Origin of the sequence: Brevundimonas sp., assembly GCF_027484365.1 — a bacterium.
Classification (GTDB): Bacteria; Pseudomonadota; Alphaproteobacteria; order Caulobacterales; family Caulobacteraceae; genus Brevundimonas.
The window spans coordinates 49,568-62,562 of the sequence record NZ_JAIXTC010000022.1 but is presented as its reverse complement, the minus strand read 5'-3'; the positions used below and the strand labels follow the sequence as shown (position 1 = coordinate 62,562).

General features: G+C 67.1%; 12 protein-coding genes. 4 read left to right on the top strand and 8 right to left on the bottom strand.

From position 1 onward, the window contains the following. The first annotated feature begins 62 nt into the window (after window positions 1-62). The 3 genes from Q0044_RS11345 to Q0044_RS11335 all read left to right on the top strand — a co-directional run bounded on the left by Q0044_RS11345 (window position 63) and on the right by Q0044_RS11335 (window position 2,555). Complete coding sequence (locus Q0044_RS11345) at window positions 63-1,283, top strand: NADP-dependent isocitrate dehydrogenase (RefSeq protein ID WP_298162296.1); 1,221 nt, start codon at window positions 63-65, stop codon at window positions 1,281-1,283. A 127-nt stretch (window positions 1,284-1,410) separates the two neighbouring features. Next, entirely contained in the window at window positions 1,411-2,007 is a 597-nt protein-coding gene (locus Q0044_RS11340) for a DUF2939 domain-containing protein (RefSeq protein WP_298162294.1), read from the top strand. After that, the gene (locus tag Q0044_RS11335) at window positions 2,004-2,555 is read left to right on the top strand and encodes a DUF2939 domain-containing protein (RefSeq protein ID WP_298162293.1); all 552 of its coding nucleotides are present in this window, start codon (window positions 2,004-2,006) and stop codon (window positions 2,553-2,555) included. The genes Q0044_RS11340 and Q0044_RS11335 overlap by 4 nt, the downstream gene beginning before the upstream one ends. Here the strand turns inward: Q0044_RS11335 and Q0044_RS11330 are convergent. The 3 genes from Q0044_RS11330 to Q0044_RS11320 form a co-directional block, all read right to left on the bottom strand. Continuing rightward, on the bottom strand, window positions 2,552-4,339 hold the full coding sequence (locus tag Q0044_RS11330) for a DUF885 domain-containing protein (protein ID WP_298162292.1): 1,788 nt from the start codon (window positions 4,337-4,339) through the stop codon (window positions 2,552-2,554). The two genes, Q0044_RS11335 and Q0044_RS11330, sit on opposite strands and share 4 nt — an antisense overlap. Window positions 4,340-4,597: 258 nt before the next feature. Further along, on the bottom strand, window positions 4,598-7,270 hold the full coding sequence (gene alaS / locus Q0044_RS11325) for an alanine--tRNA ligase (protein ID WP_298162291.1): 2,673 nt from the start codon (window positions 7,268-7,270) through the stop codon (window positions 4,598-4,600). 91 nt (window positions 7,271-7,361) lie between these two features. Then, complete coding sequence (locus tag Q0044_RS11320) at window positions 7,362-7,562, bottom strand: hypothetical protein (RefSeq protein ID WP_298162290.1); 201 nt, start codon at window positions 7,560-7,562, stop codon at window positions 7,362-7,364. A gap of 143 nt (window positions 7,563-7,705) precedes the next feature. Between Q0044_RS11320 and Q0044_RS11315 the strand changes: the two genes are divergently transcribed. Then, window positions 7,706-8,119, top strand: a complete 414-nt coding sequence (locus tag Q0044_RS11315; protein WP_298162289.1) for a thiol-disulfide oxidoreductase DCC family protein — start codon at window positions 7,706-7,708, stop codon at window positions 8,117-8,119. A 190-nt stretch (window positions 8,120-8,309) separates the two neighbouring features. Here the strand turns inward: Q0044_RS11315 and recA are convergent, their stop codons facing one another. From recA to Q0044_RS11290, 5 genes are all read right to left on the bottom strand, one after another. Further along, on the bottom strand, window positions 8,310-9,392 hold the full coding sequence (gene recA, locus Q0044_RS11310) for a recombinase RecA (protein WP_298162287.1): 1,083 nt from the start codon (window positions 9,390-9,392) through the stop codon (window positions 8,310-8,312). A gap of 224 nt (window positions 9,393-9,616) precedes the next feature. After that, the gene (locus Q0044_RS11305; RefSeq protein ID WP_298162285.1) at window positions 9,617-10,447 is read right to left on the bottom strand and encodes a DUF4344 domain-containing metallopeptidase; all 831 of its coding nucleotides are present in this window, start codon (window positions 10,445-10,447) and stop codon (window positions 9,617-9,619) included. Window positions 10,448-10,519: 72 nt separating this feature from the next. Continuing rightward, window positions 10,520-11,344: a DUF4344 domain-containing metallopeptidase gene (locus Q0044_RS11300; protein WP_298162284.1), complete on the bottom strand. Its 825-nt coding sequence runs from the start codon at window positions 11,342-11,344 to the stop codon at window positions 10,520-10,522. Window positions 11,345-11,428: 84 nt separating this feature from the next. Then, the gene (locus tag Q0044_RS11295; RefSeq protein ID WP_298162282.1) at window positions 11,429-12,205 is read right to left on the bottom strand and encodes a DUF1223 domain-containing protein; all 777 of its coding nucleotides are present in this window, start codon (window positions 12,203-12,205) and stop codon (window positions 11,429-11,431) included. A 69-nt stretch (window positions 12,206-12,274) separates the two neighbouring features. Next, window positions 12,275-12,967: a class I SAM-dependent methyltransferase gene (locus tag Q0044_RS11290; RefSeq protein WP_298162281.1), complete on the bottom strand. Its 693-nt coding sequence runs from the start codon at window positions 12,965-12,967 to the stop codon at window positions 12,275-12,277. Between the last annotated feature and the right edge of the window lie 28 nt (window positions 12,968-12,995).

Genomic DNA, 12,995 nt, shown 5'->3' with positions numbered 1-12,995 from the left:
GGCGTCCGGCCTCGCTATACCGCCGCCACCTCCAGACACTTGCAGCACAGGACGTAAGCCGCATGGCCAAGATCAAGGTCGCCAATCCCATCGTGGACATCGACGGCGACGAAATGACCCGCATCATCTGGCAGTGGATCAAGGACAAGCTGGTCTTCCCCTTCGTCGATGTCGAGCTGGACTACTACGACCTGGGCATGGAGCACCGCGACGCCACCGACGACCAGGTGACGATCGACGCCGCCCACGCCATCCAGAAGCACGGCGTCGGCGTGAAATGCGCCACCATCACCCCCGATGAGGCGCGGGTGAAGGAATTCGGCCTGAAGAAGATGTGGAAGTCGCCCAACGGCACCATCCGCAACATCCTGGGCGGCGTGGTCTTCCGCGAGCCGATCATCTGCCAGAACGTGCCCCGTCTGGTTCCGGGCTGGACCCAGCCGATCGTCGTCGGCCGTCACGCCTTCGGCGACCAGTACAAGGCCACCGACTTCCTGGTTCCCGGTCCGGGCAAGCTGACCATGAAGTGGGTCGGCGCCAATGGCGAAGAGCAGAACTACGAGGTCTTCGACTTCCCTTCGGCCGGCGTGGCCATGGGCATGTACAACCTCGACGACTCGATCCGCGACTTCGCCCACGCCTCGTTCAGCTACGGCCTGAACCGCAACTTCCCGGTCTATCTGTCGACCAAGAACACGATCCTCAAGGCCTACGACGGCCGTTTCAAGGACATCTTCCAGGAGGTGTTCGACGCCGAATACGCCGACCGGTTCAAGGCCGCCGGCCTGACCTATGAGCACCGTCTGATCGACGACATGGTCGCAGCGGCGATCAAGTGGTCGGGCGGCTTCGTCTGGGCGTGCAAGAACTACGACGGCGACGTGCAGTCGGACGTGGTGGCCCAGGGCTTCGGCTCGCTGGGGCTGATGACCTCCGTCCTGATGACCCCGGACGGCAAGGTGATGGAGACCGAGGCCGCCCACGGCACCGTGACCCGCCACTATCGCCAGCACCAGAAGGGCGAGGCCACCTCGACCAACTCGATCGCGTCCATCTTCGCCTGGACGGCCGGCTTCAAGCACCGCGCCAAGCTGGACGACAATGCCGAACTGCTCGAGTTCGCCGAGACCATGGAGAGGGTCGTCGTCGAAACCGTTGAGGCCGGCTACATGACCAAGGACCTGGCGCTTCTGGTCGGTGACCAGCAGTCGTGGCTGACCACCGAGGGCTTCCTCGACAAGGTCGCCGAGAATCTGAAGAAGGCCCTGCCGACTGTCGGCTAGAGCCCGATCGGAACAACACCGTTCGAATCTTTCAACCCCGCCGGAGCTTCTCCGGCGGGGTTTCGTTTGAGCGACGGGCTACGACGTGCATTGATGGCGTCTGCGTCGGAGGAGGGGAGACCACCGCGTGAAAGACGTATTCGGCAATCTGGTTCTGGCCTCGATCGCGCTCGCAGTGGTCAGTTTCTTCGCGGCCCCGGCTGTGGCCTTCTTCGGCATCCGCTCGGCCGCGCAGTCGGATGACGTCGCGGGCCTGCAGCGGCTGATGGATTTCGACGCGGTGCGCGCGTCCCTGCGGCCCCAGCTGTCGGGACGGCCCGAGGCGTTGACGCCGGCACCCTCCTTCATGAACGACCCGATCGGGGCCTTCCGCCGCCAGTTCGAGGAGACGGTCGCCCCGCAAGGGCCGGACCCGGACGCCTATCTGACCCCCGACGCTATCGACGGTCTGACCCGCGCTGAGGGGCGTTACGCCGCCGTGCGCGTCGCCCGACCGGGAACAGACGAAGCCTCCGCGCCCTGGCCGCATCCGGTCTACTGGGGCGTCAACCGCGCCCGGATGGCCGTCACAGACGAGGGCGGCTCCGACACCGTCTTCACCTTCGAACGCAAGGGGGCGTTCGAATGGAAGCTCGTCCACATCGGCCTGCCCGATGGGTCGACGCCGCAACCCGCTGCCGTAGTTGCCCTGCCTGTCACGCCCGCCCCGGAGACGAAACGATGAAGGGCCTGTTCAAGGGCATTGTGGTTCTGGCGGTCGTCGGCTTCCTCGTCGCCTATTTCGGGACGCCCATCCTGACGGTCAACGCCCTGGTGGCGGCGGCCAAGGCCGGGGACGAAGCCGCGCTGGAACAGCTGGTCGATTTCCCCGCCTTCCGCGAGAGCCTGAAGGACGAGCTGACCACCCGCCTGATGGCCGAGGCCCAGGCCGATCCGGATGTGCGCAACAGCGGTCTGGGCGGCCTCGGCATGATGCTGGCGCCCATGCTGGTCGGCGGGGCGGTGGATGCCCTGGTCAACGCTCCGACCATCGCCGCCATGGTGCGGACGGCCGACACGCCCGACCCGACCGACGCCGCCGCGGCGCTTACTCCCGAGTCGGAGGGTGAGGGCCAGGACATCCGACAGAGCTATGCCTATCGCGACCTGAATACCTTCGTCCTCGGCCTGACCGATCCGGATCGGCCCGACGAGACGTTGAAGTTGCTGCTGAAGCGGCAGGGGCTGTTCGGCTGGAAGCTCGCGGGCGTGGACCTGCCGGACGCCGCCTAGCGCTGCTGCGCTGTGATCCAGGCGTCCATGCGGCGGTCGAGCAGGTCCAGCGGCAGGGGGCCGTCGACCAGCAGGGCGTCGTGGAAGTCGCGCACGTTGAACCGCTCGCCCAGAGCCGCCTCGGCCCGGGTGCGGATGGCGCGCAGGCGGATCTCGCCGATCTTGTAGGCCAGGGCCTGGCCTGGCCAGCCGATGTAGCGTTGAAGCTCGGTCTCGATGTTGTGCGGCGACAGGGCCGAGTTGTCGGTGAAGCAGGCGCGGGCCTGTTCGATGGTCCAGCCCATCCAGTGCATGCCGGTGTCGGCGACCAGACGACAGGCGCGCCACATCTCGTAGCTCAGGCGGCCGAACCGCTCCTCGGGCGTGCGGTAGAAGCCCATCTCCTCGCCGAGGAACTCCGAATACAGGCCCCAGCCCTCGGTGAAGGCGGTGACGCCCGCGTTGCGGCGGAAGGCGGGACCGGCGGCGGCCTCCTGCTGCAGAGCGATCTGGAGGTGGTGGCCGGGCACCGCCTCGTGCAGGGTCAGGGCGGGCAGTTCGTAGAGCGGTCGCTGGTCCAGCTTGCCGGTGTTGACGATATAGCCGCCGGGCACCCCCTCCTCGAGCGAGCCGCCGTTGTACCGGCCGGTCGTATAGTTGTCCTCGATCTCGAGCGGCACCGGCCGGACGTTGTAGGTCAGGCGCGGCAGGGTGCGGAACAGGGCCGGGAGGCCGCCGTCGGCCCGCTTGGCCATCTCTGAGGCCTTCTCCAGCATATCCTCCCGGGAGGTGGCGTAGAACTGCGGGTCGGTGCGCAGGTGGGCGAGAAAGCCGGCGAAGTCGCCGGTCCAGCCGGAAGCGCGCATCTCCGTCTCCATGCGGGCGCGGATGCGCGCGACCTCGTCCAGACCGATCCGGTGGATCTGGTCCGGGGTCAGGTCGGTGGTGGTGTAGCGGCGCGCCTCGAAGGCGTAGAATTCGCGGCCGCCGGGGCGTGAGCCGATGCCGACCTCGGCCGGGGCGGCGGGAAGGTACTCATTGGCGGTGAAGTCGACCCAGGCCTGGCGGCGCGGGACGATCCGTTCGGCGACAATGGCGGCGGCGCGGGTTCGGAGGCTTTCCTGATCCGCGGCGGAGATGGACGCGGGCAGGCTGGCGAAGGGCCGCAGAAGGGGGTCGGTCGCAGGCGTGAAGGCCGCCTCGTTGCGGAAGATGGCGAGGGCGCTCTCGACCACGGATTTCGGCTGGACGAAGCCGGTCTCCAGCCCCCGTCGGGCGTCGGCCAGGCCTTCGTCGTACCAGCCGGCCAGGCCTTCGAGGCGGCTCAACCAGGCGTCGGCGTCGGCGCGATTGGTGATGCGTGTGCCGGCGGCGAGGAAGCCGGCGCTCTGTCCCGGCCCACCCTCGGAGTTGAAGGCCAGACGGCCGCCGTCGAGACCGATGGACTCGATCGACCGGTCGACGATGATGGCGAGAAAGTCGCGGTTCAGGGCGTCGTTCGACGACAGGGTCGAGGCGTCGAGGGCGGCCAGGCGTCGCTTGAAGGCGTTCAGCGGTTCGAGGCGGGCCAGCTCGGCGGTTCGCGAGACGTCGGACAGTCTGGACTTGGCGGTCTGGTCGCCCTCGCGCGCGGCCTGCTCGGGGCTGAGGCTGAGCTGCCAGGCGTCATAGTCGGCGATGATCGACGCCAGAGCCGGGTTCTCCGCGGTCGTCGCGGCGGCGGCAGGCTGTGTCTGGGCAGCGGCGGTCATCGCCGGGCTGGACAGAAGCAGGCCTGCGACTGCGGCGACGACGAAGCGATTCATGAGCGACCCCCGAATGAGGGCGGCATGGGGACGGAAGAGGGGGACGAGGTCAATGGGCGCGGTCTCCTTCCTACGCGCGAAGGCGCGTGGGGAGTTGGCTCATCGCGAGCAGCGATGAGACAGAGGGGGGCCGAGGTAACGGTCTGAGTGGGGGATCAGTGGCTCACCGGAGGTACGGTGTCGCCCCCCCGTCTCGAAGCTGATCGCTTCGAGCCACCTCCCCATTCGCCTTCGCGAATGGGGAGGAGATGAGAATTCTCAGCCCGCCAGCGCAGCCCGCACGGCCGCCAGACCATCCTCGGCCTTTGACCCGTCCGGGGCGCCGCCCTGGGCGAAGTCGGCCTTGCCGCCGGCGCCCTGGCCGCCCATGGCGATGACGGCGGCGCGGGCGAGGTCGGCCGCGTTGACACGGTCGGTGACGTCTGACGTCGCGGCGACGGTGATCGCCGCCTTGCCGTCGGTCACGCCGATCAGGGCGACGACGCCGGAGCCGACCTGGGTGCGGAACTCCTCGGCCACGCCGCGCAGGCCCTTGCCGTCAACGCCGTCGAGGATCCGCGCGATCAGCTTGATGCCATTGATCTCTTCCGGCGCGGCGTTGGCAGAGGCGCCACCGCCGCCGAGGGCCAGTTGCTTCTTCAGGTCGGCGACCTGCTTCTCCAGCGCCTTGCGTTCGGCCGACAGGGCTTCGACGCGGGCAGGGACGTCCAGGGGCTGGACCTTGAACGACTGCGCCAGCGTGCGGGCCACCCCGGCCTGGGCCAGCAGATACTGGCGCGCGGCCTCGCCGGTCACGCCCTCGACGCGACGGATGCCGGCGGCGATGCCGGTCTCGCCCGTGATCTTGAACAGGGCGATGTCGCCGGTGCGGGCGACGTGGGTGCCGCCGCACAGTTCGACAGAGTAGGGGCCGTTGTTGTCGCCGGTCAGGGCGCGACCGAGGGTGACCACGCGGACCTCGTCGCCGTATTTCTCGCCGAACAGAGCCACGGCGCCGGCGTCGATGGCATCCTGGGGCGTCATCAGCTGGGTCGTGACGGGGACGTTCTGGCGGATGACCGCATTCACCTCGGTCTCGATGGCGGCCAGCTGGTCCTCGGTCACGGGGGCATTGTGGCTGAAGTCGAACCGCATGCGTTCCGCGTCGACCAGCTGACCCTTCTGGGCCACGTGCGGGCCGAGCACATTCTTCAGCGCGGCATGCACCAGGTGAGCCGCGGAGTGATTGGCGCGGGTGGTCAGGCGCTGTTCCGCCCCGGCGCGAAGCTGGGCGCGGGCGCCGATGGTCAGGGTGCCGGACTCGATCTCGATCTTGTGGGCGTAGAGATCGCCGCCGGCGTGTTTCTGGACATCGAGAACGACGCCGAAGCCCTGCTGGCCGGAGGCGTCGGTCCATTCGACCTCGCCGCGATCGCCGGTCTGGCCGCCGCCTTCGCCGTAGAAGGGGGTCTGGTCGAACAGGACCTCTGCGGTCTGGCCGGGCTCGAGAGTGTCGATGGATTCGCCGTCGCGGACCAGGGCCAGGACCTCGCCGGAGCCTTCGATGGCGTCGTAGCCGGTGAAGACGGTCGGGCCGAGGCGATCGCGCAGGGACAGCCACTCGCCGGCCGAGGCCGTCTGGCCCGAACCCTTCCAGTTGGCCTTGCCGCGCTCGCGCTGCTGCGCCATCGCGGCTTCGAAGGCGTCATTGTCGACCGACAGGCCCCGGCGACGGGCCTCGTCCTGGGTCAGGTCCAGGGGGAAGCCATAGGTGTCATAGAGGGTGAAGGCGGTCTGTCCCGAGATAACGCCGCCTTCCGGCAGGCCCGAGGTGGCCTCGTCCAGCAGGCCCATGCCGCGGCCCAAGGTGGTGCGGAAGCGGATTTCTTCCTGCTTCATCGTGTCCTCGATGGAGGCCTGGGCGCGCGCGAGTTCGGGGAAGGCCTCGCCCATCTGGTCGACCAGGGTCGGGACCAGGCGGTGCATCAGGGGATCAGCGGCGCCCAGCAGGTGGGCGTGGCGCATGGCGCGGCGCATGATGCGGCGCAGGACGTAGCCGCGGCCTTCATTGGACGGGGTCACCCCGTCGGCGATCAGGAAGGAAGACGAGCGCAGGTGGTCGGCGATGACGCGGTGGCTGGCGGCGCGGTCGCCTTCAGCCTTTGTCGAGGTGGCGTCTTCGGAGGCGGCGATCAGGGTCTGGAACAGGTCGGTGTCGAAGACCGAATTCTTGCCCTGAAGAACCGAGGTCATCCGCTCCAGGCCCATGCCGGTGTCGACCGAGGGCTTGGGCAGTTTGCGAACGATCTCGTCGTTCTCCTTTTCGAACTGCATGAAGACGTTGTTCCAGATCTCCACATAGCGGTCGCCGTCCTCGTCCGGCGAGCCGGGCGGGCCGCCGGCGATATGGTCTCCGTAGTCCCAGAAGATCTCCGTGCAGGGGCCGCAGGGACCGTTGTCGCCCATGGCCCAGAAATTGTCGGAGCCGGCGATTCGGATGATCTTGTCATCGCCGAAGCCGGTGACCTTCTTCCAGATCGCGGCGGCCTCATCGTCGTCGATGTAGACGGTGACCAGCAGGCGTTTCGGATCAAGGCCATAGTCTTTGGTGACCAGGGTCCATGCGCGGTCGATCGCGTGTTCCTTGAAATAGTCACCGAAGGAGAAATTCCCCAGCATCTCGAAGAAGGTCAGGTGGCGCGCGGTGTAGCCGACGTTGTCCAGATCGTTGTGCTTGCCGCCGGCGCGAACGCACTTCTGGGAGGAAGTGGCGCGCGGGTAGGGCGGCACGGCGGCGCCGGTGAAATAGTCTTTGAACGGCACCATGCCCGCGTTGACGAACATCAGCGTCGGGTCGTTCTGCGGCACCAGAGGAGCCGAATGGACTTTCGTGTGACCGTCGGCCGCGAAGTAGTCGAGGAAGGTCGAGCGGATCTGTTTCAGGCTGGCCATGGGCGGTTCAGTCGTTTGCGCGTCAGGGAATTGGGAAGGCGCATATAGAGACCGGCGAGGCCGTGAGCCAAGGTTTTCCGGCCGCTCGCGGTCAGTCGGCGTCGTCGAACCCGTCCACGGCGTCATCCTCGTCCGACAGGAGGGCGTCGAGGGCCTCGATGATGGCGTCGATCTGTTCGGCGCTGGCGGCGACGCGAAGCACGGCCCCGTCGCTGCCGCCGATCTCCAGCAGGTAGCCGTCGTCGCCTTCGGCCAGGTTGAACTGGGTCAGGGTCGGAATGTCTGCGGCCATGGGACTCTCCTCGGCGGATGAAGCGCCGGCGGGTGGAAGACGGGTATCCGGAGCCTGATGCCGTGGATCAGGCTCCGGATTCAAGCGCGAGCATGATTCACGCGTGGTTCGGGACCTGAAACGCGGACGCGCCGGGATCGATCATGTTCCGGGGCGGCGGCATGACGCGGGCCAAGGACCGGGTCGCGGTGCTATGCTGGGCCATGTCCACGCTTGAAGTCTGGTTCGATGGCGACTGCCCGCTTTGCCGACGGGAAATCGCCCTGCTGCGGCGTCTCGATCGGAAGGGTGCGATCGTCTTCACCGATGTGGCTTCGGGCGAAGGGTACTGTCCCATTGACCGGACCGAACTGCTCAGCCGCTTTCATGCGCGGGAGGACGGGCGGCTGGTCTCCGGCGCCGAGGCCTTTGCGGCGATGTGGCGGGCGATCCCCGTGCTGGCTCCTCTTGGCCGGCTGGCGAGAAATCGGCGTGTGCTGGCTGGTCTCGAACAGCTCTATCTGGCGTTCCTGAGGGTGCGGCCGGGCTTGCAGCGGGCCATGGGACGGCGAGGCTGAGCCCCTGGTCGGCAGGTGAGGGCGTTCGCCTGATCGCAAAGGAAAAGAGCCCGCCCGGACGAGCCGGGCGGGCGGCTCCGCCCGACCCGAGCCCCGCGGGGGTCGGCGGCGGGTCGCAGGGACCGGCCGGGCGGAGTGTTCTGTCGATCCGGACGGTCAAACACCGTCCGAAGCGTTCGAAGCGTCCGGATCAGCCCTCGAGGTCCTGACCTTCGTCGGGCTCGGGCGAACCCAGCAGTTCCTCGGCGATCTTGGAGGTGGATTTGCGCACCTTGTCCTCGATCGCGGCCGCCATGTCGGGGTTGGCCTTCAGGAAGGCGCGGACGTTCTCGCGGCCCTGACCGATCCGGGTCGAGTCATAGGAGAACCAGCTGCCTGACTTCTCGATGATCCCGGCCTTGACGCCAAGGTCGATGATCTCGCCCAGCTTGGAAATGCCCTCGCCGTACATGATGTCGAAGATGACCTCGCGGAACGGCGGGGCGACCTTGTTCTTGACGACCTTCACCCGGGTCGTGTTGCCGACGACCTCGTCGCGGTCCTTGATCGCGCCGGTGCGACGGATATCCAGACGGACCGAGGCGTAGAACTTCAGCGCATTGCCGCCCGTCGTCGTTTCCGGTGAGCCGTACATGACGCCGATCTTGTGGCGGATCTGGTTGATGAACAGGACGATGCAGTTTGACTTGGAGATGGAGGCGGTCAGCTTGCGCAGGGCCTGGGACATCAGGCGCGCCTGAAGACCCGGCAGGCTGTCGCCCATCTCGCCCTCGATCTCGGCGCGGGGCGTCAGGGCGGCGACGGAATCGACCACCACGATGTCCACGGCGCCCGAGCGCACCAGGGTGTCGACGATCTCCAGCGCCTGCTCGCCGGTGTCGGGCTGGGAGACCAGAAGGTCGTCCAGGTTGACGCCCAGTTTCTGGGCGTAGCCGGGGTCGAGCGCGTGCTCGGCGTCGACGAAGGCGGCCGTGCCGCCCGACTTCTGGATCTCGGCCACCGTGTGCAGGGCCAGGGTCGTCTTGCCCGAGGATTCAGGGCCGAAGACCTCGATCACCCGTCCGCGGGGCAGGCCGCCGATGCCCAGCGCCATGTCCAGACCCAGCGAGCCGGTGGATACCGAAGGGATGACGTCGGCGATCCCGCCCTTGCCCAGCTTCATGACCGATCCCTTGCCGAAGGCGCGATCGATCTGCGCGATCGCCGCCTCCAGCGCGCGCTGCTTGTCGCTGTCGTCCTTGCCCACCAATTTCAATGCCGCCTGCGATGCCACCTTGCCACTCTCCCTTGCCATGATTCCCGTTGAGACCCTGGGGAGAGGCCCGCCTTCGGTCCGATGACCGTGACCCACTCCCTGTGAGCCGGACTATGTGCACGGTTTGTTCCGGTTGCCAATATGTTCTTTTTGGAACGGCGGCCGCATCCGGAATGGTGCGACCGATTTTGGCGTATCGGGCCCGGTTTCCCGGCCGCCTGAAGCGCTCTCGCGCTGAGGCGTTACGACTTCAGCCGTCCTTCCATCAGGACATACCAGCTGGTGTTGAGCTGCTCGAACTCTGCCTCGCAGCGCTCGGCGCGGGCGGCCGTCAGCCATTCCTCTTCAAGCAGATCGGCGTGGGCCGAAGTGTCCGAGCCGTAAACCCAGCACAGGAAATTGTAGTAGCGCTGCTGGCTCAGCGAATGCTCGTCGGCAAGGGAGTCCTCGTCACTGCCCGTGCGCGCGTCTCCGTCCGGGTCCTCATAGAAGCCGAGTGCGGCGTCGATGACAGCCAGGTCACCCTCGTCATTGTCGGACAGCCACCAGACGGCGAACTGATCGACGGCGTCCTCTTCACGGCCGGTGATCGGGATCTCCATGACGTTGACCACGGCGTGGCCGACCTCATGATAGATGATGGCGAGGGCATAGCCCCGGATCGCCGCGTCGGTGTCCTCATCATTGTCGTAGAAGGCCGCCAGTTTCTCGCGCGGCTCGGTGAACAGCTCCAGACAGACCGTGATCGCCGTCTCATCGGGGCTGTAGTAGGCGTTCTCCTCGCCGCACTGCTTGAAATTGATGCTGATATCGACGGGCAGGTTCAGGCTGTCATTCAGTCCTTCGACGATGCCTTCGAGGAACTCGTCCTCCTCCAGGCCTTCCAGCACTTCCTGCAGCCCGTCGTCGGTGACGTTCTCCGCGTCGGTGATGTAGAAATCACCCTCATCCTCATAGTCATCCTGGGCCGCGGCCGGAACGGCAGCCGCGAAAAGCCCCAGCGCCAGCAGGGCCGAGAGCGCAGCTCGTTGAATGCCGCCGCGGACGCCGCGTTCTGCCTTGAAGACTGTCATGGTCGCCCCCGCGATGATCAAGCTTGACCATTGCGCGCATTCCGGCGCGCGGCAACGGCTGGGATGAGGACGTCAGGACTCGTCTGATTTCAGGTGTGCGTCCAGCAGCGTGTACCAGGTGCGGGTCAGGCGCTCGAACTCGGCCGGGCACTGTTCGGCGCGCGCCTCGGTCAGCCATTCCTCTTCGAGCAGGTTGGCGTATTTCTCGGTATCCGAGCCGTAAACTAGGCAGGTCAGGGTGTAGTAGCGCTGCTGGCTCAGCGAGTGCTCGTCGGCGAATTCGGTTTCGTCGATCTCTGCGGCTTCTTCAGGGTCGGTATAGAAGCTCAGGGCCCCCGAGATGGCCGATTCCTCGCCGTCATCACCGTCGATGAGCCACCAGGCGGCCAGGCTGTCGGCGGCGTCTTCCTCGCGACCGGTGAACGGGATGTCGAGCACGTCGACGAGGGCATGGCCGACCTCGTGGAAGACGGTGAACAGGAAGGAGCCGTTAACGGCGTCCTCGATCTCTTCCTCGGTCTCATAGTAGGCGGCGAAGGTTTCGCGCTCACCCTCGAACATCTCGATACAGATCTGGATCTCGCGATCCTCGGGGACGTAGTAGGCGTTGTTCTCGCCGCATTCGGCGAAGCGCATGCCGATATCGACCGGCAGGATCAGGCTCTCGTTCAGAACGTCGGCGATGTCCTCCAGCCAGCGCTCCTCGCTGAGCTGGGCGGCCAGCTCGGTGTAGTCATCGCTTTCCAGCACGGCCGGGCGGACGACGAAGTCGCCGCGGTCCTGGGCGGGGCGGGCGGCGGAGGCCTCAGCCTTGCCGTCCTGGCAGGCGGAGATGGCCAGGGCCGCGAAGGTGATGAGCGTGAAGCGACGCACGTGCGTCCGGATCGATAGTGACATACTGGTCCCCCTTGACGGGCGTTCTCTAGCGGCCACGGACGGGTGACGCCAAGGGCGGGAGGCCGGTCGTCAGGCGTCGTCAGGTCAGCCCCTGGCCGCCGCCAGGATCGGTCCGCCGTTCGGCGCCTGGACGAGGACGGCGGTCAGGAGTCCGTCGCGACCGGGCGCCGGGAGGCCGAATCCTCGGGCGCGGCCGCCGGACCATGACCCCAGACGGACCAGTTCGCGCACCACCGAGGCGTGGGGGAGGGTACGGCCGCCATTCTCTCCGCGCGCCACCGGTACGTTGATTGGTCGGGGCTCGTAGCGAACCAGCCAGACGTCGGCGGGGGCTGAGACCGAAGAACCGCCGGCCAGGCCCACGCCGCTGCCGCGGAAAACCACCGTCGGCCCGGTGAAGGGGCGATGGGCGGCGATCAGGCGCTCAATGTCCGACATCCGCCGGCCGACGACATGGGAACGGCCGTCGACGATGACCTGGGGCGTCCAGACGTTGTCGGTTCCGAGGCCCTGTTCATAGTCCCTCTGCCGTTGGGTATAGGCCGGTCTGGCAAAGATATCGGGCCAGCCCAGGTCGTCCCAGTAGGTGACGTTGAAGCTCAGCGTCAGCAGGTCGGGGCGTGCCGACAGCCGGACGAGATTGTCATTGGCGGGCGGGCAGGAGCTGCAGCCCTGGCTGGTGAAGAGCTCCACCACCGTCAGGTCGCCGGAGGGCGGTGGGGCGGGCACAGCGGCCTCGGCCGAACGGGTGGTGATGTGACCGGTGATCAGGGCCGCCGCGACCACTCCGACGGCGGCGAACAGGGTCAGGCGGCGGCGAAGGTCGGAGGCAAGGGCGATAGCTCGGGGACTGCGCGACATGGGGTCCTCTCCACGGGGTTCGGGACCGTCTTCGGCCGTCACCGCGCGAAGGTTACGCTGCGCCCGGCGTCAGTGGGACGTGGGGTCGCGGACCGCGATCAGGGACTTGGTCAGGCCGGCGACGACCTCGTCATGGTGGACTGCGTCCGGATAGAGGAAGCGGAACTGGGCCTTGTCCAGCAGCCGGGCGTGCTGGACGTCGCGCATGGCCGCGCCCATGTCGGGCGCCTTTTGCGAGAAGCCGTGGCGACGCCTGAGCAGCGAGCGGGCGCGGCTCTGCTCCGAACGCCAGTGGAAGAAGGGGGCCGAGAAGTGGGGCTCTACCGGGAACCAGAAATAGGGCGTCTGGACGTAGTAGCGCGGGGCCAGGCGACGACATTCGGCGGCGAAGGCCTCCATTCGGGGCCAGTCGCCGACGTGCTCGATGACGCTGTTGGAGTGGACCAGGTCGAAGGCGTGGTCGGCATACTGCGGCAGGGCGCAGGCGTCGCCGTCGACGACCGTGAACAGGCGAGGGTCTGCGACCTCGTCGATCCCGCCCGGATTGACCAGGGTGATCCGCACCTTCGATGCCTGCAGGAATTGGGGATCGAACAGGGTCCAGTAGTTCGCCTCCCCGCCCAGATCGATGATGTTCACCTCACCCTTTTCGGCGTGAATCCGGGTGATCAGAGCGACGATCCGCCTCGCTCGGGCGCGGCGGAAGCGCGACACCAGCGAGTTGGGATCGGTGTTGTCCTGGAGGGCGTGGATCAGGTTCATGGCGACCCTGTTACCGCAGCGGCTTTGC

What these genes read in the sequence shown, in the direction of transcription:
- Q0044_RS11300 (WP_298162284.1), bottom strand. Translation starts at nt 11,344, where the DNA reads ATGTCACTATCGATCCGGACGCACGTGCGTCGCTTCACGCTCATCACC.
- Q0044_RS11295 (WP_298162282.1), bottom strand. Translation starts at nt 12,205, where the DNA reads ATGTCGCGCAGTCCCCGAGCTATCGCCCTTGCCTCCGACCTTCGCCGC.
- alaS (WP_298162291.1), bottom strand. Translation starts at nt 7,270, where the DNA reads ATGGCCAGCCTGAAACAGATCCGCTCGACCTTCCTCGACTACTTCGCG.
- Q0044_RS11315 (WP_298162289.1), top strand. Translation starts at nt 7,706, where the DNA reads ATGTTCCGGGGCGGCGGCATGACGCGGGCCAAGGACCGGGTCGCGGTG.
- Q0044_RS11335 (WP_298162293.1), top strand. Translation starts at nt 2,004, where the DNA reads ATGAAGGGCCTGTTCAAGGGCATTGTGGTTCTGGCGGTCGTCGGCTTC.
- Q0044_RS11305 (WP_298162285.1), bottom strand. Translation starts at nt 10,447, where the DNA reads ATGACAGTCTTCAAGGCAGAACGCGGCGTCCGCGGCGGCATTCAACGA.
- Q0044_RS11345 (WP_298162296.1), top strand. Translation starts at nt 63, where the DNA reads ATGGCCAAGATCAAGGTCGCCAATCCCATCGTGGACATCGACGGCGAC.
- Q0044_RS11330 (WP_298162292.1), bottom strand. Translation starts at nt 4,339, where the DNA reads ATGAATCGCTTCGTCGTCGCCGCAGTCGCAGGCCTGCTTCTGTCCAGC.
- Q0044_RS11320 (WP_298162290.1), bottom strand. Translation starts at nt 7,562, where the DNA reads ATGGCCGCAGACATTCCGACCCTGACCCAGTTCAACCTGGCCGAAGGC.
- Q0044_RS11290 (WP_298162281.1), bottom strand. Translation starts at nt 12,967, where the DNA reads ATGAACCTGATCCACGCCCTCCAGGACAACACCGATCCCAACTCGCTG.